The sequence below is a fragment of the Methylobacterium sp. 142-1Y genome (assembly GCF_057747795.1).
On the sequence record NZ_CM173224.1, the window covers coordinates 57,813 to 74,136 of the forward strand.

General features: G+C 68.7%; 17 protein-coding genes. 9 read left to right on the forward strand and 8 right to left on the reverse strand.

Annotation, left to right across the window (positions count from 1 at the left end; genetic code table 11):
* Positions 1 to 11: 11 nt before the first annotated feature.
* The gene (pdxY, locus tag AC3AOF_RS00300; RefSeq protein ID WP_488347369.1) at positions 12 to 860 is read right to left on the reverse strand and encodes a pyridoxal kinase PdxY; all 849 of its coding nucleotides are present in this window, start codon (positions 858 to 860) and stop codon (positions 12 to 14) included.
* Positions 861 to 1,103: 243 nt separating this feature from the next.
* On the opposite strand from pdxY, the gene AC3AOF_RS00305 reads away from it, so the two are divergent.
* Positions 1,104 to 1,628, forward strand: coding sequence for a DedA family protein (locus tag AC3AOF_RS00305; RefSeq protein ID WP_236992537.1), 525 nt, complete (start codon positions 1,104 to 1,106; stop codon positions 1,626 to 1,628).
* A gap of 166 nt (positions 1,629 to 1,794) precedes the next feature.
* Positions 1,795 to 2,952 (forward strand): GGDEF domain-containing protein, encoded by a 1,158-nt coding sequence (locus AC3AOF_RS00310; RefSeq protein ID WP_236992536.1) that lies wholly within the window; start codon positions 1,795 to 1,797, stop codon positions 2,950 to 2,952.
* Positions 2,953 to 2,974: 22 nt separating this feature from the next.
* On the opposite strand, the gene AC3AOF_RS00315 is transcribed toward AC3AOF_RS00310, so the two are convergent.
* From AC3AOF_RS00315 to AC3AOF_RS00325, 3 genes are read right to left on the reverse strand one after another with little or no spacing between them, the layout of a single operon-like run.
* The gene (locus tag AC3AOF_RS00315) at positions 2,975 to 3,979 is read right to left on the reverse strand and encodes an ABC transporter substrate-binding protein (protein ID WP_236992535.1); all 1,005 of its coding nucleotides are present in this window, start codon (positions 3,977 to 3,979) and stop codon (positions 2,975 to 2,977) included.
* 38 nt (positions 3,980 to 4,017) lie between these two features.
* A complete protein-coding gene (locus AC3AOF_RS00320; protein ID WP_236992938.1) occupies positions 4,018 to 4,803 on the reverse strand; it encodes an ABC transporter permease in 786 nt (261 codons plus the stop codon).
* Between the two features lie 34 nt (positions 4,804 to 4,837).
* Positions 4,838 to 5,680 carry an ABC transporter ATP-binding protein gene (locus AC3AOF_RS00325; protein ID WP_236992937.1) on the reverse strand — a complete coding sequence of 281 codons (843 nt, stop codon included), beginning with the start codon at positions 5,678 to 5,680 and terminating at the stop codon, positions 4,838 to 4,840.
* A 304-nt stretch (positions 5,681 to 5,984) separates the two neighbouring features.
* Here AC3AOF_RS00325 and AC3AOF_RS00330 point away from each other — a divergent pair, with 304 nt between their 5' ends.
* From AC3AOF_RS00330 to AC3AOF_RS00340, 3 genes are all read left to right on the forward strand, one after another.
* On the forward strand, positions 5,985 to 6,467 hold the full coding sequence (locus AC3AOF_RS00330) for an MmcB family DNA repair protein (RefSeq protein WP_488347370.1): 483 nt from the start codon (positions 5,985 to 5,987) through the stop codon (positions 6,465 to 6,467).
* A gap of 93 nt (positions 6,468 to 6,560) precedes the next feature.
* Positions 6,561 to 6,977, forward strand: a complete 417-nt coding sequence (locus AC3AOF_RS00335; RefSeq protein WP_488347371.1) for an AAA family ATPase — start codon at positions 6,561 to 6,563, stop codon at positions 6,975 to 6,977.
* A gap of 84 nt (positions 6,978 to 7,061) precedes the next feature.
* The gene (locus AC3AOF_RS00340; protein ID WP_488347372.1) at positions 7,062 to 7,868 is read left to right on the forward strand and encodes an ATP-binding protein; all 807 of its coding nucleotides are present in this window, start codon (positions 7,062 to 7,064) and stop codon (positions 7,866 to 7,868) included.
* Positions 7,869 to 7,910: 42 nt separating this feature from the next.
* Here AC3AOF_RS00340 and AC3AOF_RS00345 read toward each other — a convergent pair whose 3' ends face one another.
* Positions 7,911 to 8,558 (reverse strand): PilZ domain-containing protein, encoded by a 648-nt coding sequence (locus tag AC3AOF_RS00345; protein ID WP_236992532.1) that lies wholly within the window; start codon positions 8,556 to 8,558, stop codon positions 7,911 to 7,913.
* 87 nt (positions 8,559 to 8,645) lie between these two features.
* Positions 8,646 to 9,248, reverse strand: a complete 603-nt coding sequence (locus tag AC3AOF_RS00350; RefSeq protein WP_236992531.1) for a PAS domain-containing protein — start codon at positions 9,246 to 9,248, stop codon at positions 8,646 to 8,648.
* A gap of 494 nt (positions 9,249 to 9,742) precedes the next feature.
* On the opposite strand from AC3AOF_RS00350, the gene AC3AOF_RS00355 reads away from it, so the two are divergent.
* The gene (locus AC3AOF_RS00355; RefSeq protein WP_236992530.1) at positions 9,743 to 10,561 is read left to right on the forward strand and encodes a rhomboid family intramembrane serine protease; all 819 of its coding nucleotides are present in this window, start codon (positions 9,743 to 9,745) and stop codon (positions 10,559 to 10,561) included.
* A 133-nt stretch (positions 10,562 to 10,694) separates the two neighbouring features.
* Positions 10,695 to 11,126 (forward strand): CBS domain-containing protein, encoded by a 432-nt coding sequence (locus AC3AOF_RS00360; protein ID WP_236992529.1) that lies wholly within the window; start codon positions 10,695 to 10,697, stop codon positions 11,124 to 11,126.
* 203 nt (positions 11,127 to 11,329) lie between these two features.
* Here the strand turns inward: AC3AOF_RS00360 and AC3AOF_RS00365 are convergent, their stop codons facing one another.
* Positions 11,330 to 12,382 carry a patatin-like phospholipase family protein gene (locus tag AC3AOF_RS00365; RefSeq protein ID WP_488347373.1) on the reverse strand — a complete coding sequence of 351 codons (1,053 nt, stop codon included), beginning with the start codon at positions 12,380 to 12,382 and terminating at the stop codon, positions 11,330 to 11,332.
* 131 nt (positions 12,383 to 12,513) lie between these two features.
* Complete coding sequence (locus AC3AOF_RS00370; RefSeq protein WP_488347374.1) at positions 12,514 to 13,005, reverse strand: Lrp/AsnC family transcriptional regulator; 492 nt, start codon at positions 13,003 to 13,005, stop codon at positions 12,514 to 12,516.
* 119 nt (positions 13,006 to 13,124) lie between these two features.
* Here AC3AOF_RS00370 and hppD point away from each other — a divergent pair, with 119 nt between their 5' ends.
* Positions 13,125 to 14,255 carry a 4-hydroxyphenylpyruvate dioxygenase gene (gene hppD / locus AC3AOF_RS00375; protein ID WP_488347375.1) on the forward strand — a complete coding sequence of 377 codons (1,131 nt, stop codon included), beginning with the start codon at positions 13,125 to 13,127 and terminating at the stop codon, positions 14,253 to 14,255.
* Positions 14,256 to 14,595: 340 nt separating this feature from the next.
* Positions 14,596 to 16,323: an ABC transporter ATP-binding protein gene (locus AC3AOF_RS00380; protein ID WP_236992936.1), complete on the forward strand. Its 1,728-nt coding sequence runs from the start codon at positions 14,596 to 14,598 to the stop codon at positions 16,321 to 16,323.
* Position 16,324 lies beyond the last annotated feature (1 nt).

Consider the following 16,324-nt stretch of genomic DNA (forward strand, 5'->3'; position numbering starts at 1 on the left):
GGCGTGAGCCGTCACACCGCCTCGACCGGGAAGGTGCGGCTCGGCGCCACGAATTCGTCCTGCGCCGCCACGGTCAGGATCTCCCGCGACCCGGCTTCCGCGGTGCGGCGCAGGAGGCCGAAGATCGAGGCGGCGGCGGCCCCCAGCGCCTCGCCGGCCGAGCGGCTGCGGGCGTAATGCACCAGGAACAGGGCCGCGGTGGCGTCGCCCGCGCCGTTGATGGAAAGCGAGAGGCGCGGGGTGCGCAGGCGCCAGAACAGCCCGTCGGCGCCGGCCAGCATGTCGATGCTGTCGTCGGGCGTCTCCTCGGTGTGGAGCGAGGTGACCAGCACCACCTTCGGCCCGCTCGCCTGCACGGCCGCAACGGCGGCCTTGGCGTCGGCGAGCGTGCGGGTCTCGATCCCGCTCAGGTAATCGAGCTCGAACTGGTTCGGGGTGATGATGTCGGCCGCCGGCACTGCGTGGTCGCGCATGAATTCCGGGATGCCGGGCCGCACGAACACCCCGCGGCCGATATCGCCGATCACAGGATCGCAGCAATAGAGCGCCGCGGGATTCGCCGCCCGCACCCGCGCCACCGCCCGCAGGATCGCCGTGCCGATATCGGCCGAGCCCATATAGCCGGACAGCACGCCGTCGCAGGTCGGGAGCACGCCGCGATCGGCGATGCCCTCGACCAGCTCCTCGATCGCCGGCCCGTCGAACACCCGGCCGCGCCAGGCGCCGTAGCCGGTATGGTTCGAGAACTGCACGGTGTGCACCGCCCAGACCTCGACCCCGAGCCGCTGCATCGGGAAGACCGCCGAGGCGTTGCCGACATGGCCGTAGGCGACGTGGGACTGGATCGACAGGACGTTCATCGCGACACGAGACCCCGCGAGAGGATGCGAAGGCCCCCCGGCGGGGGCGCTCAAGGCCCGCACGATTCCCGGAACCGGGCGCTCCTGGCAACCGTCCAGGCCCCGCAAAAAGCATGAGACGCCCGGATCGGAGGCGGGTTCACGCGGCGCTCACACAGCACCGATAGACCGATCGGTGAGGCGGAACGCCGGCCCGGCTCCCCGACTTGTCCCGCCATCCCGCTCACCCACGGTCAGGGCTCCATGGATTTCGAGAGCTTACGCAACACGGTCCTCGATGTCGTGCGCGACCACCAGGCCTGGGCGCCGGTGATCACCGGGATCATCGCCTTCTGCGAATCGCTCGCGGTGCTCTCGCTGCTGGTGCCGGCCACCGTGATCCTGATCGGGATCGGCGCGCTGATCGGCTCGGGCGCGATTCCCTTCCTGCCGGTGATGCTCGGGGCGGCGATCGGGGCGATCCTGGGCGACTGGGTCTCCTACGAGATCGGCCGCTACTACAAGGACGGCGCCAAGCGGATCTGGCCGCTCAGCCGCTACCCCGAGATGGTCGCCAAGGGCGAGACCTTCTGCCAGCGCTGGGGCGCCTGGGCGATCTTTGTCGGCCGCTTCATCGGCCCGGCCCGGGCGGTGGTGCCGCTGGTGGCCGGGGTGGCGCTGCTGCCGCGCCTGGCCTTCTGGCTCGCCAATTTCTCCTCGGCCTTCGTCTGGGCCTTCGTCTGGCTCGCGCCGGGGGCGGGCCTGATCGACTGGCTGCGGCGGGCTTGACGCAAATGTCACCATGAATGCGACGGATCATCCCATCGGGAAGATGATCCTGTCTGGAGTGGCCGATCCGGACCCGCAGCTTCCGCCCCGGAACACTCATCGAATCTTAAGTTATGGAACGGAATGATCGTGTGCGGCTCGATTGGTCGTACCCGGTACGTGTTCGATGGTCCTTGAGACGCCACCCTACCTGCTGCCGCGCGTCCCCGCCCTGCGCTGGCTCGTGGATCCCAGCCTCGACCTGCCGGGGGATCTGCGGATCCGCCTGCTCGCGACGCTGTTTTCCTCGGCGCCTACGCTGGTGCTCGGCGCGATGGGGATGCTGATAATCGAGGTGATGGCGGCGATCCGGCATCCGGGCCCGCTCTTTCTCGGCCTGCTGGCGGCGGATCTGGCCCTGCTCGGTGTCCGCGTGGTCCTGATCCGGCGCATCCACCGCGCTGCCGCGACCGGCCGGCCGGCATCGACCGACCTGATGCTCGCCTCGAGTCTCGCCTGGGCCGGATTGGTCGGCCTCGCGACGGTCCTGTGCGTGTCCAGCGGCGATCCGGTGCTGCAGATTCTCGGGCCCCTGACCATGATGGGGATCCTGAGCGGCATCGTCACCCGCAACTACGCCGCGCCGCGCCTTGCCGTCGCGATGATCTTCCTGTGCGACGTGCCGATGAAGACGATGCTCCTCGTCCATTACGGCGACCTCTGGTTCCTGGTCGGGGTGGCTCTGGGCTTGGTCTTCGTGGTGGCGATGAGCCTGACGACGGTTCAGCTCAACCGCACCTATGTCGAGGTGCTGCTCGCCAAGCGCGAGAACCAGCGCCGGGCCACCCACGATTCCCTGACCGGCCTGCGCAACCGCACCGGAATGATGGAGGATCTCGCCGCCCATATGGCGCGCGGCACCGACGACCTCGCCCTGCTCTACCTCGATCTCGACGGCTTCAAGGCGGTCAACGACTGCCTCGGCCACGCCGCCGGCGACGCCCTGCTGGTGCAGGTCGCCGGCCGGATCGGCGCGGTGATCCCGGAGGAGTGGTGCGCGGCCCGGCTCGGCGGCGACGAATTCGTGGTCCTCGCCGGCGGCGCCCGCGCCCACGAGGCCGCCGCCGTGGCGGCGCGCCTGATCGAGGCCGTGAAGGCCCCCTACGACATCGGGATCGGCGTCGGCTTGAGCGTCGGCATCGGCTGGGCGGTCCCGGGGATGACCCGGGAGGCGCTCCTCGCCGAGGCCGACGCGGCGCTCTACCGCGCCAAGGCCGCCGGCAAGGGCCGCCTGGCGGCACCGCCCGAGCCGCGCTCGCGCGCGTCGCGGGTCGGGTGGGCGTGAGACGGCTTCAGCCCATCGGTCTTCAGCCCATCGCCCGCTTGACGAACCGGTCCTCGAAGGTCGTCGCGAGGTCGATCTTGGCGCCCTGCAATTCGGGATCGAGGGTGCGGACCAGTTCCAGCACGCTCGCCATGCCCTCTTGCGTCGGGATGCCGGTGCGGGAATAGCTCTCGAGCGAGTTCTTCACCGCCTGCACGTAGAGAGGCTTGTCGCCGAAATGGTAGGCCGGCGGCACCGTGTCGGCGATCTCTTCCGGCGACGCCGCGACGATCCATTTCAGCGACTTGACGAAGGCGTTGACGACCTTCTGGGTCGCGGCGGCGTGGTGCTCGATCCAGTCCTGCTTGGTGTAGACCACCGCCGCCGGGTTGGGCCCGCCGAACAACGCCCGGGTGCCGGCCTCGGTGCGGGTGTCGATGATGACCTTGATGTCGCCGTCGGCCTCCAGCTTGGCGATCACCGGGTCGAGGTGGGAGATCGCGTCGATCTCGCCCTTCTTCATCGCCGCGATCGCACCCGCGCCGCCGCCGACGCCGATGAGAGGGGCGTCCGAGGCCTTCAGCCCGGCCTTGATCATCGCGTACTGGGCGGTGAGCGCAGTCGAGGAGCCCGGCGCCGTCACGCCGATCTTGCGGCCCTTGAAGTCGGCGGCCGATTTCACCGTGTCGGCGAGGTCCTTGCGCACCCCGATGACGATGGCGGGGAAGCGGCCGAGCTCGCACACGGCGCGCACGTCCTGGCCCTTGGCCTGCATGCGGATCGTGTGCTCGTAGGCCCCCGTCACCACGTCGACCGAGCCGCCGATCAGCGCCTGGAGCGAGCGCGCGCCGCCGCCGAAATCGTTGATCTCGGCCTCGACGCCCTCCTCCTTGAAGAAGCCCTTCCGCTCGGCGATCGTCAGCGGCAGGTAGTAGAGCAGGGGCTTGCCGCCGACGCCGATGCGGACCTTCACGGTATCGGCCCGGGCCGGCACGGCGGGGCTGAGCGCCAGGGCGGCGGCGCCGGCGAGGAAGCTGCGGCGTTGCATCGGAAATATCTCCCTTGCTTTCTCAGGCTTCTATTCTGTCAGCTCTGGCCGCCGGCCTGCGGACGCCAGACCAGGAGGCGGTTCTCGATCAGGGTGACGACCGTGTCGATCACGATGACGAACACGGTCAGGATCAGCATCCCGGCAAAGACCCCGGTGACGTCGAACACGCTCTCGGCCTCGTGGATCTTGTAGCCGAGCCCGGCCGAGGAGCCGAGATATTCGCCCACCACCGCGCCGACGAGAGCAAAGCCCACCGCGGTATGGAGCGAGGAGAACATCCAGGTCAGGGCCGAGGGCCAGTAGACGTGGCGCAGAAGTCCGCGCTCGCTCATGCCCAGCATCCGGGCGTTGTTGAGCACCACCGGGCTCACCTCGCGCACGCCCTGGTAGACGTTGAAGAACACGATGAAGAACACCAGGGTGAAGCCGAGCGCCACCTTCGACCAGATTCCGAGCCCGAACCACAGGGCGAAGATCGGCGCCAGCACCACCCGGGGCAGGGCGTTCGCCGCCTTGATGTAGGGGTCGAACACCGCCGCCAAGAGCGCGTTGCGGGCGAACAGGAACCCGAAGGCGATGCCGCCGAGCGCGCCGGTGACGAAGGCCAGCACCGTCTCCTGCAGTGTGATCCAGAGATGGCCCCAGATCTCCGGGTTGATCATCTCGGTCCAGGTGCGCTTCAGGACCTCGACCGGGGTCGAGAAGAAGAACTGGATCTGCTTAGGCGCGCCCAGGATCGGATAGACGGTGAGCACGTGCCAGATCGCCAGGCCGACGAGGCCGACGAGGATCTGCAGGGCGAGGAGGCCCAGGCGGTTCACGGGACGGTTCACGACGGGACTCTCCGGTTCATCGTCACGCCGGGCCGCCCGCATAGGCGCGCGACACCTCGACCCGCAGGCACGACCAGATCTCCTTGTAGAGGGCGTGGAATTGCGGCTCGAGGCGGATCTCGCTGATGTCGCGCGGGCGGGCGAGATCGACCTTGAACTCGCCGACGATTCTGGCAGCCGGGCCGGCCGAGAGCACCACCACCCGGTCGGCGAGCGCGATCGCCTCCTCGAGGTCGTGGGTGACGAACATCACCGCCTTGCGGTTGGCCGCCCACAGGTCCAGCAGCAGGTTGCCCATGATCTGCCGGGTCTGCGCGTCGAGCGGCCCGAAGGGCTCGTCCATCAGCAGGATCTCGGGGTCGCGGATCAGCATCTGGGCGAGTGCCACGCGCTTGCGCTGGCCGCCCGAGAGCATGTGGGGATAGCGGTCGACGAAGGCCTTGAGCCCGACCCTGGCCAGCCAGTCGCGGGCCCGCGCCACGGCCTCCGCCCGGGGCACGCGCTGCGGCTCCAGCGCCACCGCGACGTTGTCGAGCGCCGTCTTCCACGGCATCAGCGCATCGGCCTGGAAGAGGTAGCCGGCGCGGGCATTGAGCCCCGACAGCGCCGAGGAGAACACCGTGACGCTGCCCGAGGCGGGCTTGAGCAGGCCGGCGGCGGCGTTGAGCAGCGTCGACTTGCCCGAACCGGTCGGGCCGACCACCGCCACGAACTCGCCCGGCATCACCGCGAGATCGATCCCCTCGACGGCGACGTAGCGCTGGCCTCCCTTCAGGGTGAAGGCGATGCTGACCCCTTCGAGGCGCACGGCATCGCCATGGACCGCGTCACCATGGGCGAGCGCCGTGCCGCCGACCAGGCGCATGCCGGCCCGCCCCCCTTTTCGTCCCTCGGCGGCGCGCTGCCCCACCATGCGTCCCGTCTCCCTCCCGGCCCGCTCGCCGTCTCGTGCGGCTTGCCGGCGGGGCCGACCATCGGCGAGCGGGCCCGTGAGATCAACCGCTTCCTCCGTCGGGAAAGCCGGTTTCAGGGGATCGCGAATCCGGCCCGGCGCGGGTGCGACACGCGCTGCAGGTGACAACATCGTGCGAAGCTGGTCCGATGGCGTTCCTGATTCGGTCCCGTTGTTCGCTCCCTTGGCAACCCTTCAGACGCTTCCCTCCACAGCCTTGTCCGCAGCCCTCGCCCTCTCGCTCCCCGTCGACCGCCGCCAATCGCCGACCGCCCTCGGCGTGCAGAGGGGCGTGCGGCGCCTCTTCGCCGAACTCGGCCACGTCACGATCCCGGAATTCACCCTGGCGAATGGCCGTCGCGCCGACCTGATCGCGCTCGGCGGCTGCGGCAAGCTGACGATCATCGAGATCAAGTCGAGCGTCGCGGATTTCCGGGCCGACCGGAAATGGCCGGATTACCGCGAGTTCTGCGACCGCTTCTACTTCGCGGTGCCGGAGACCCTGCCGGTGGAGATCCTGCCCGAGGATACCGGCCTCATCGTCGCCGACGCCTTCGGCGCCGCGATCCTGCGCGAGCCGCCCGCCCATCCCCTGGCCGCCGCCCGCCGCAAGGCCGTGACGCTCCGCTTCGCCCATGCGGCGGCGGGATTGCTCCATGCGCTGGCGGATCCGGGGTCGATCCGGGAGGGGGCGTTGTAAGGAGTAGGTCTGCTGGCGCATCCATGCGCCTTCCTATTTCGATCTTATGCGTTTATAGCGATTTTTGGTTATAAACGCATAAGGTCGTTTGAAATGGACCCGGTTCGCAACCCCTACGCTCCCGGTGCGGGGTCACCGCCGCCCGAGCTTGCTGGACGTGCCGAGGTGCTCGCGACTGGGACTACAGCTCTGCAGCGAGTGGCGCTGGGTCGTACAACACAAAGCCTGATCTTGGTGGGCCTTCGTGGTGTCGGCAAGACTGTGCTGCTCAACCGGTTGAACGAGACTGCAGACGATGAGCGCTTCAAGAGCGCCTTCATCGAAGCTCACGAAGGCAAGCGCCTTCCCGAACTCATAGCGCCTTCCCTCCGCACCATCCTCTTCAGCTTGAGCATGATCGAGAGTGGGAAGGAATTGGCTCGGCGGGGCTTGCGCGGCCTCATACGATTTCCGGCTGATCGCTTCGCGATGCGGAAATCGGCTTCGCTCAGGCGCCGCGCGGGCTCGTGATACGAAATCCGGAAGGGATCTTCCGGATTTCGTATCAAAGGATTTCTTTCAGGGCTGAGCGTTTCAAGGGGAGGGGACGATGGGTTGAGCCTCGGCATTGATGCGGAGGCTGGTCTTGCAGACAGCGGTAGCATCGAAGCTGATTTGCCTGAATTGATCTTGGCAATCGCTGAGGCTGCGAAGGCGGCACGTAAACCCGTAGCTATTTTTATCGACGAGCTTCAATATTTAGAGGAGCGCGAGTTTAGCGCTTTAATTATGGCGGTGCATCGCGTTAATCAGCGCAGTCTGCCTCTCATTCTTGTTGGCGCAGGTCTCCCCCAAATACGCGGCCTAGCAGGAAATTCGAAATCATATGCCGAACGGTTATTTCGTTATCCAGAGATCGGAGCTCTGTCACACGACGATGCGGTGGCGGCGATAGTCCGACCCGCTGCTGACGAAGGCGTTACTTTCAGTGATGCGGCGATCGAGCGAATCATCTCAGATACTGAGAAATATCCATACTTCCTGCAGCAATGGGGATATGAGGCCTGGAATACTGCTGACGATGATCATATTGGTGTTGACGTAATTGAGCGAGCAAGTGAAGCGGCCGTGCGCGAACTTGATCAAAGCTTCTTCCGCGTGCGGTTCGATCGGTGCACTCCATCGGAGAAGCGTTATATGCGCGCCTTGGCGGAAATGGGGCGAGGGAAGCATCGCTCCGGCGATGTTGCGGAGAAGCTAGGGCTCAAAGTAACATCCGCTGCGCCAACACGATCTGCTCTGATAAAAAAAGGTATTATTTTTGCCCCTGCTCACGGTGATACGGCATTCACCGTGCCTTTATTTGATGCCTACATGCGACGCGAAATGCCAATTTTGCCTGCAAATTCCGACATCGAATAAAAAAATAGTGACCGTGGCAGGAAAATTGGTTCTGTTTGGGTATTATAGAACCAGGTTCTCATCGAACCGATCCGGCGACAGCGGCAGCCGGAACTCCACCGCGACGCCGCCCTTGAACGGGCGCACCACCCGCGCCGGCGTGCGGCCGACGATCACGCCGGAATCGAGGGGAAGCGCCGCCTCGCAGGCGATGGCCGCGCCCGACAGCGAGACGTCGACGATGCGGGCGGCGATCTCGCGCCCGTCCTCGAGCCGCAGGGTGGTGAGGGTGTGGCGCGGCACCACGCGCTCGTGCCGGCGGTCCTCCGGCAGGCCGAGCGCCGCCCGGTTGGCGAGCCAGGTCAGCTGCGAGGCGATCTTGTCGCGCTTGCGCGGCGTGGCGGTGATCGTCACCGCCAGTCCGTCCGGCAGGACGCGGGCGATGGTGCCCTCGATCCGCCCGACATGGTCGAGGTAGATCACGATGCGCTCGCCGATCTCGCCGCCGGCCGCGCAGATGAGGCGCAGGCCGCCCGGGGACATGTCGACGGTCTGGCACGGATATTCCTGCCGGTCGGCGAGCATGTAGCGCCCGAGCAGGGCCACGGCCACGCGGCTGTACCGGCGCTGCTCCGCCACGACCTGCAAGGGGAGGGGACGCACCCGAAGCGAGGCGGCCCGATCCGTCACCTTCGCCCCCTCGTTGGTCATGATACCCCGCCTCGTCACGCGCGACCGTCCCGATGCGGAACGGGCCGGTCCGGCGAGGGTGCGGCGGAATGGTTAAGGAAACGCTTCTCAGAGCCGGCCGCCGCGATGCACCACGAAGCGCTTGCGACGCTCCGGCCCGGGCTCGTCGTTGGCGGCGGGCGGGGGGGCTGCCAGCGGGGCGGGGGCGGCGTTCGCCTCGGGGGTGAGGATCCGCAGCGACACGGTGCGCAGGGCCACGATCGGGCGCAGGCCCAGCCAGGTCGGGATCACCGCCGGCGAGAGCGAGCCGATCACCCGGGTCTGGGTCTTGCCCCGGTGGCGCAGGGGTAGGAGCAGCAATTCGAGGTCGATCGTCTCGCCGGCTTCCGTCACCCCGACGAGGCCGACCACGACGCCGGTGGTCTCCTGGATCACCACCTCGACGAGCCGCCACGGGTCGGCGGCCGGCGCCTCGCCCCACAGGCCCGCGAAGGAGAAGCCCCGCAACTCGGCCCCGAACAGGGCGCAGAGCCGGGTGCCGGCGAGCCTCACCGTGGCGGCCTGGCGGGCCGCGTCGATCTCCAGGATCAGGCTGTCGGCCAGCACGTGGCGGATCTCCCCGGGCTCGATCTCGCCCCGCTCCGGGGCGGCGCGGGCGCCGCGCAGGCCGTTCCAGTAGGCGTGGAGCATGCGGCTGGTCGGGTGCTTCATGGCGTCTCGGTCTGGCACGGTCTTGGGGTCGGGCGGTCCAGGGGCGGCCTTCCGTCGTTCCGAAGCGGGACGGCGGCCGGCTCAGCTGATTCGGTGCAGCAGACCGTATGCCGAACAGCGGGGCGGCGAGAGCGTAAGGTTTTATTAGGGTTACCAAGTCATAAATGTTGCGTTTGGCCCACACCTGCGCGATCGTCGTGGGCGACAGCGATTTCGGGCTGGCTGGGGCGGCAGGCACGCCCTATGCCCGCTCGCGTGAAACAGGAGTGAGGGCCGGAAGGCCCGCGTCGTCATGGTCCTGGCGGCGTCCCGCATGCAATGCGCGCGGCCATCCGCGTGGCGTGGTGCGATTCACTCTCTTCGGGGAGAGCGGCAACGCTCTCCCTTTTTTTCTGGCCTTTTTTCGTGCGCGGCCCCGTTTTTCGCAGTCACGCGTGAGCCCGCGTCACCCCTCGCCCTTGCGGTCGGCCTCGGGCGCCCGCAATGGTGCCCGCATGGATGCCACCCCCGACCTCCCGCGACCGCCGCGCGTGCCGGTGTTCAACATGCCCGCCGTGGTCACCGCCTCGGTCGGGATCCTGGTGCTGATCCACGCCGTGCGGCAGGTGCTGCCCGACGTCTGGGACATCACCCTGCTCCTCGACCTCGCCCTGGTGCCGGCGCGCTGGACCCTCGCCCTCGACCCCGACCGGGCCGCGGACGTGCTGAGGACCGCCGCGGCCTCGAGCGGTAGCGCCCTCGAGGTCGAGGCGCGGAAGGCCTTCGCGGCCTACCTGGTGGCCGATCCGGGCGCCATGCCCTGGACCTTCGTCAGTTACGCGCTGCTGCACGGCTCCTGGGCCCACGTGCTCCTCAACAGCGTCTGGCTCGCGGCTTTCGGCACCCCGGTGGCGCGGCGCTGCGGCGCCTGGCGCTACGGCCTGATCGCCCTCGTCTCGACCGCCGCGGGCGGCTTCCTCCACGTGCTCATCGATCCCCTGAGCACCGTGCCGCTGATCGGCGCTTCGGCGGGCGTGTCGGGGCTGATGGCGGCGGCGGTGCGCTTCGCGTTCCAGCCGGTCGAAACGCCTGGTTCCGCCGCCCTGCCGTGGCAGCGCCCGGTCCCGACGCGGCTGCAGACCATCCCCGAACTCATGCGCAACCGCTCGGCGGCGGTCTTCCTCGTCATCTGGTTCGTCACCAACCTGCTGTTCGGCCTCGCCGCCCTGCCGCTCGGCCTCACCGATTCCGCGGTCGCCTGGGACGCGCATCTCGGCGGCTTCGTCGTCGGGTTCCTGATGCTTCCCCTGGTCGAACGGCTCGGGCGACGCTGACGCTGCGGGCGATTGTTTTCTTTCGACTTCCAGGGTGCTTGCCTCGATCGACGTACGGTCACACACTCGGCGTCCAATGAGCGTCCCGCCCGGATCGTCGTCCGGCCGGCGGGGCCCGAGCAGGGAGGTGTTGATGACCGTTGCGCGCATCCTGTCGCAGAAGGGCCGCACCGTGGTGACCGTGCAGCCCCACCGCACGCTGGCCGAGGCGGCGTCCCTCCTGACCGAGAAGGGCATCGGCGCCCTGGTGGTGAGCGATGCCGGCCAGAGCGTCCTCGGCATCCTGTCGGAGCGCGACATCATCCGGGCCGTGGTCCGCGGCGGCGGCGCCGCGCTCGAGGCGCCGGTCTCCCGGCACATGACCGCCAAGGTGGTGTGCTGCACCCGCGGCACCGCCGTCGACGAGGTGATGGAACTGATGACCGACGGCCGCTTCCGCCACGTCCCGGTGGTCGAGGACGGTCGCCTGGTCGGCCTCGTCTCGATCGGCGACGTGGTCAAGCACCGCATCGCCTCGGTCGAGGCCGAGCACCAGGCCCTGCGCGAGTACATCGCCACGGCCTGACGGGTTCGGCGGTCGAGCCGCCGAACCCGCCTTATACCAACGGCCCAAGATGCTGACGCATCGATTCGATCTCGGGCAAGCCCGAGATCGACGAGGCCGTTGGATCATCTCGAATTTTCGACACCAAGCCCAGAAGTCCGGGACCTCGGGCTTGGCGAAAATTCGAGAGCGGAACCAAAGGTCGTTTTCAACGACCGTTGGTATTACACCGGCGTGACGGCGGCCGCGATCATCTCGTGGATCTCCGGCAGCATCCGCCGCGTCGCCTGGCGGCCGAGCTCGATGCATTCCTCGGCGCGGTGGAACTCGAACAGGCCCATCTGGGCGAGCTTCGGGTTGATCATCACGTCGGGCGGGTCGCCGGCGAGCCGCGAGCGCGAGATCCGGTCCTGCGTGATGTTGAAGGCGTCGACCATCACGCTGGCGATGCCGCTCGGCGCGCCGGCCTCGGGCCGGGGTTTCGGCTTCTGGCGCCGGCCGCCGATCAGCGGCCAGCGCCGCGCCTCTTCCGCGGGTGCGCCGGCGGCCTCGGCGGCGGCCTCCATCACCGCGTCGGCGCCCTCCGCCCCGTGCGACTGGATCACCGTGCCGCGCACCCGCATGTCGCCGTTGAGGTTGACGCAGAGCACCACGTCGGCGCCAAGCGCGCGAGCCGCCGTCACCGGGACCGGGTTGACCAGGGCCCCGTCCATCAGCCAGCGCCCGGCGATCTTCACCGGATCGAAGATGCCGGGAAGCGCGTAGGACGCCCGCACCGCCTCGACGAGGCCGCCGCGGGTGAGCCAGATCTCGTGGCCGGTGCCGAGTTCGGTCGCCACCGCCGCGAAGGTCAGCGGCAGGTCCTCGATGCGGGCGCTGCCCAGGTCGCGCTCGAGCAGCCGCCGCAGGCGCTCGCCGGCGATCAGCCCCGAGCCGCTGATATGGAAGTCGAGCAGGCCCATCACCCGGCGCTTGGTCAGCGACAGGGCGAACTCGCGCAACTCGCCGAGCTTGCCGGCGGCATGGCAGGCGCCGACCGCGGCGCCGATCGAGCAGCCGGCCACGACGTCGATGGCGATGCCGGCCTCCTGCAGCACCTCGATCGCCCCGATATGCGACCAGCCCCGGGCGGCGCCGCCACCGAGCGCCAGCCCGACCTTGGCCCGCCGCGGCCGCTCGGGCTCGCGCAGGGGAGGGACACCCGCGGCACCCAGCACGCCGTCCGCTGAGCGCCGAACCGGCGCGCCGGAAAAGAGTGCGATGCCGTCCCACATCATGGCGCCTGACCTCCGCCGGGCTTGTCCCGGGTCGCAGTGTGGCCTGGATCCATCAAGCGTTCGTCAACGGCGGAGGTTGCATCGTCGATTCGTCGGAAACACCGCGCGAGCGGCCTCTGCGGCAGGCGCCTTCACCCGGAAGCAGGGCCGCGCGGCAGCGGCAGCGGCGCCGCCTCCTTCAGCGTGTCGAGCACCACCGAGGAATGGACATGCGCCACGCTCTCGTGCGGCAGGAGCACGTCGTTGATGACCGCCGACAGCGCCTTCAGGTCGGGCACGATCACTTTCAGCAGGTAATCGCTGTCGCCGGTCATCACGTGGGCCTCCAGCACGCAGTCGAGGCCGCGGACCAGCTCGGCGAAGCGGCGGGCATTGTCGCGGTTGTGGGTGGCGAGCGCGACCTTGGTGAACACCGTGACGGCGAGCCCAAGCGGGCCCGGCGCCAGCTCCGCCCGGTAGCCCCGCACCACCCCGCGCTCCTCCAGCCGCAGGCGCCGGCGCGAGCACTGGCTGGCGGAGAGATGCACCCTGTCGGCGAGCTCCTGGTTGCCGAGCCGGCCATCCTCCTGGAGAGCCGCGAGGATTTTCAGGTCGAACCCGTCGAGGGCGAGAGGATCGGTCATCGATGGCGTCATCCATGCACGATCCGTGCATGCGGGCCCGGTCGGCGCCCGGATTTCGCACAGCCTTCGCGGGCCGTCCATGCTGTGATGCGGGTCACGCTTTCAGGAGGACGTGAACGATGGGCCCCTATCCGCACGACGCCCCGGCCGCCCAGGTCACCGCCGCCAACCCGATGGGGACGGACGGGTTCGAGTTCGTGGAATACGCCCATCCCGAGCCCCAGGCCCTGCACGACCTCTTCCGCGCCATGGGCTTCACGGCGGTCGCGCGCCACCGCACCAAGGCGATCACGGTCTATCGCCAGGGCGACGTGAACTATCTGGTCAACGAGGAGCCCGGCAGCCACGGCCACCGGTTCGTCGCCGCCCACGGCCCCTGCGCCCCCGCGATGGCGTTCCGGGTGGTCGACGCCGAGGCCGCCTACGAGCGCGCGGTCGCGCTCGGCGCCGAGCCGGCCGACCCGGCGGAGGGGAGCAAGACCCTCGACGTGCCGGCGATCAAGGGCATCGGCGGCTCGCGGCTCTACTTCGTCGAGACCTACGGGGAGAAGGGCTCGCCCTACGAGGCCGAGTTCGACTGGCTGGATGCGCGCGATCCGAGGCCCGAGGGCCTCGGCCTCTTCTACCTCGACCACCTGACCCACAACGTGCATCGCGGCCGGATGGGCGTCTGGGCCGGGTTCTACGAGAGGATCTTCAACTTCCGGCAGATCCGCTACTTCGACATCGCCGGCAAGCAGACCGGCCTGTTCTCGAAGGCGCTGACCTCGCCCGACGGCAAGATCCGCATCCCGATCAACGAATCGGCCGACGAGAAGAGCCAGATCGAGGAATACCTGCACGCCTATAACGGCGAGGGGATCCAGCACATCGCCTGCGGCTGCCGCAACATCTACGCGACGATCGAGGCGTTGCGCGAGCGCGGCGTCGCCTTCATGCCAGCGCCGCCCTCGGTCTATTACCGCCGCGTCGACAAGCGCCTGCCCGGCCACGGCGAGCCGCTGGAGCGGATGGAGCGGAACGGCATCCTGATCGACGGCGAGGGCGTGGTCGAGGGTGGGATGACCAAGATCCTGCTGCAGCTGTTCTCGGCCAACGCGATCGGGCCGATCTTCTTCGAGTTCATCCAGCGCAAGGGCGACGACGGCTTCGGCGAGGGCAACTTCAAGGCCCTGTTCGAGTCGATCGAGGAAGACCAGATCCGCCGCGGCGTGCTCGCCGCCGACGGGGCCCGCGACGCGGCGGCGTGAGGGGAAACCCGCGCCATCTCGTTTCTCGGATCGCCCGGCTCTGCCCGGGAGACGATCCAGCACACGACCGTCGCTTGTCCAAGATCATCGGCAAGTAGAGCATCACCTGCGGCCTTCATCAGGGTGCGGAAGGCCGTGGCACTCTCGATTTGGAATAATATCGAGATAGGTCCCGGAACAGCCGTACAGTCGCTCCCGAACCACCCTGTCCTTCCCGTACCCCGGCGCACTCGCCCGGAGCGGCCCTTTGGCACGCGCCGTGACCTTGTCGCGCCCGCGGTTTCCCGCGTATCAGGGCTCCGCGCGCCGCTCCGGCTGCGCCCCACCCCGCCGGATCGACATGCTGAAGGCCTTCCTCGCCTATTACCGGCCGTACCGGGTCCTGTTCCTCCTCGATTTCGGCTGCGCCATCCTGTCGGGCCTGCTCGAACTCGGCTTCCCGATGGCGGTGAAGGCCTTCGTCGACGTGTTGCTGCCGCGGCAGGACTGGAGCCTGATCCTGCTCGCCGCCGCGGGACTGGCGCTGCTCTACGTCGCCAATGCGGGGCTGATGGTGGTGGTGACCTATTGGGGTCACGTGCTCGGCATCAACATCGAGACCACGATGCGCGCCCGCGCCTTCGACCACCTGCAAACGCTGTCGTTCCGGTTCTTCGACAACCAGAAGACCGGCCACCTCGTCGCCCGGGTGACGAAGGACCTCGAAGAGATCGGCGAGGTCGCCCATCACGGGCCCGAGGACCTGTTCATCGCCGTGATGACGCTGTTCGGCGCCTTCGGGCTGATGCTCACCGTCCACCCGCCGCTGGCGCTGATGACCGCCGCGATCCTGCCGGTCATCGCCTTCGTCACCGTGCGCTACGGCGGGCGGATGACGCGGAACTGGCAGGCGCAGTACGGCAGGGTCGGCGCCTTCAACGCCCGCATCGAGGAGAATGTCGGCGGCATCCGGGTGGTGAAGGCCTTCGCCAACGAGGCCCACGAGCGGCGCCTGTTCGCCGCCGACAACGAGCGCTACCGCGCCACCAAGCTCGACGCCTACAGGATCATGGCGGCGAGCCTGTCGCTCAACTATCTCGGCATGCGCCTCGTCCAGATCGTGGTGCTGCTGGGTGGCGCCGCCTTCGTGGTGCGGGGCGACCTCAGCCCCGGCGGCTTCGTCGGCTTCCTGCTCCTCGTCGGCGTGTTCTACCGGCCGCTGGAGAAGATCAGCGCGGTGGTCGAGACCTACCCGAAGGGCATCGCGGGGTTCCGGCGGTATAGGGAACTGCTCGCCACCGCCCCCGACATCGTCGACCGGCCTGATGCGATCCCGGCTCCGGCCTTGCGCGGCGAGATCCGGTTCGAGGGCGTGCGCTTCGGCTACGGCGATGGCCGCCCGGTGCTCGATGGGGTCGATCTGGCGGTGCGGGCGGGCGAGACGGTCGCCTTCGTCGGCCCGTCGGGGGCCGGCAAGACCACCCTGTGCTCCCTGGTGCCGCGCTTCTACGAGGTCGAGGCCGGGCGCATCACCATCGATGGGCACGACATCCGCGACCTGACCCTGGCATCCTTGCGGGGCCAGATCGGCATCGTGCAGCAGGACGTGTTCCTGTTCGCCGGCACGATCCGCGAGAACATCGCCTATGGCCGGCTCGACGCCAGCGAGGCGGAGATCCGGGAAGCGGCGCATCGCGCCCGGCTCGACGCCCTGATCGCGATGCTGCCCGACGGCCTCGACACGGTGGTGGGCGAGCGCGGCGTCAAGCTCTCCGGCGGGCAAAAGCAGCGCCTGGCCATCGCCCGGGTCTTCCTCAAGAACCCGCCGATCCTGATCCTCGACGAGGCGACCTCGGCGCTCGACACCGAGACCGAGCGCGAGATCCAGCAGGCCCTCGCCGAACTGGCGCAAGGCCGCACGACGCTCGTCATCGCCCACCGCCTCGCCACCATCCGGCACGCCGACCGCATCGCCGTGGTGTCGAACGGGCGCATCCTGGAGCAGGGCTCGCACGACGCCTTGGTCGCGGTGAACGGCGCCTACCGGCGCCTGCACGCGGCGCAGGGCGGAGTCGCCGCGGCGGAGTAGG

Excerpts from the sequence above, each read along its gene's own strand:
- pdxY (WP_488347369.1), bottom strand. The coding sequence starts at position 860 with ATGAACGTCCTGTCGATCCAGTCCCACGTCGCCTACGGCCATGTCGGC.
- AC3AOF_RS00305 (WP_236992537.1), top strand. The coding sequence starts at position 1,104 with ATGGATTTCGAGAGCTTACGCAACACGGTCCTCGATGTCGTGCGCGAC.
- AC3AOF_RS00310 (WP_236992536.1), top strand. The coding sequence starts at position 1,795 with ATGGTCCTTGAGACGCCACCCTACCTGCTGCCGCGCGTCCCCGCCCTG.
- AC3AOF_RS00315 (WP_236992535.1), bottom strand. The coding sequence starts at position 3,979 with ATGCAACGCCGCAGCTTCCTCGCCGGCGCCGCCGCCCTGGCGCTCAGC.
- AC3AOF_RS00325 (WP_236992937.1), bottom strand. The coding sequence starts at position 5,680 with ATGCGCCTGGTCGGCGGCACGGCGCTCGCCCATGGTGACGCGGTCCAT.
- AC3AOF_RS00335 (WP_488347371.1), top strand. The coding sequence starts at position 6,561 with ATGGACCCGGTTCGCAACCCCTACGCTCCCGGTGCGGGGTCACCGCCG.
- AC3AOF_RS00345 (WP_236992532.1), bottom strand. The coding sequence starts at position 8,558 with ATGACCAACGAGGGGGCGAAGGTGACGGATCGGGCCGCCTCGCTTCGG.
- AC3AOF_RS00350 (WP_236992531.1), bottom strand. The coding sequence starts at position 9,248 with ATGAAGCACCCGACCAGCCGCATGCTCCACGCCTACTGGAACGGCCTG.
- AC3AOF_RS00355 (WP_236992530.1), top strand. The coding sequence starts at position 9,743 with ATGGATGCCACCCCCGACCTCCCGCGACCGCCGCGCGTGCCGGTGTTC.
- AC3AOF_RS00360 (WP_236992529.1), top strand. The coding sequence starts at position 10,695 with ATGACCGTTGCGCGCATCCTGTCGCAGAAGGGCCGCACCGTGGTGACC.
- AC3AOF_RS00365 (WP_488347373.1), bottom strand. The coding sequence starts at position 12,382 with ATGATGTGGGACGGCATCGCACTCTTTTCCGGCGCGCCGGTTCGGCGC.
- AC3AOF_RS00370 (WP_488347374.1), bottom strand. The coding sequence starts at position 13,005 with ATGACCGATCCTCTCGCCCTCGACGGGTTCGACCTGAAAATCCTCGCG.
- hppD (WP_488347375.1), top strand. The coding sequence starts at position 13,125 with ATGGGCCCCTATCCGCACGACGCCCCGGCCGCCCAGGTCACCGCCGCC.
- AC3AOF_RS00380 (WP_236992936.1), top strand. The coding sequence starts at position 14,596 with ATGCTGAAGGCCTTCCTCGCCTATTACCGGCCGTACCGGGTCCTGTTC.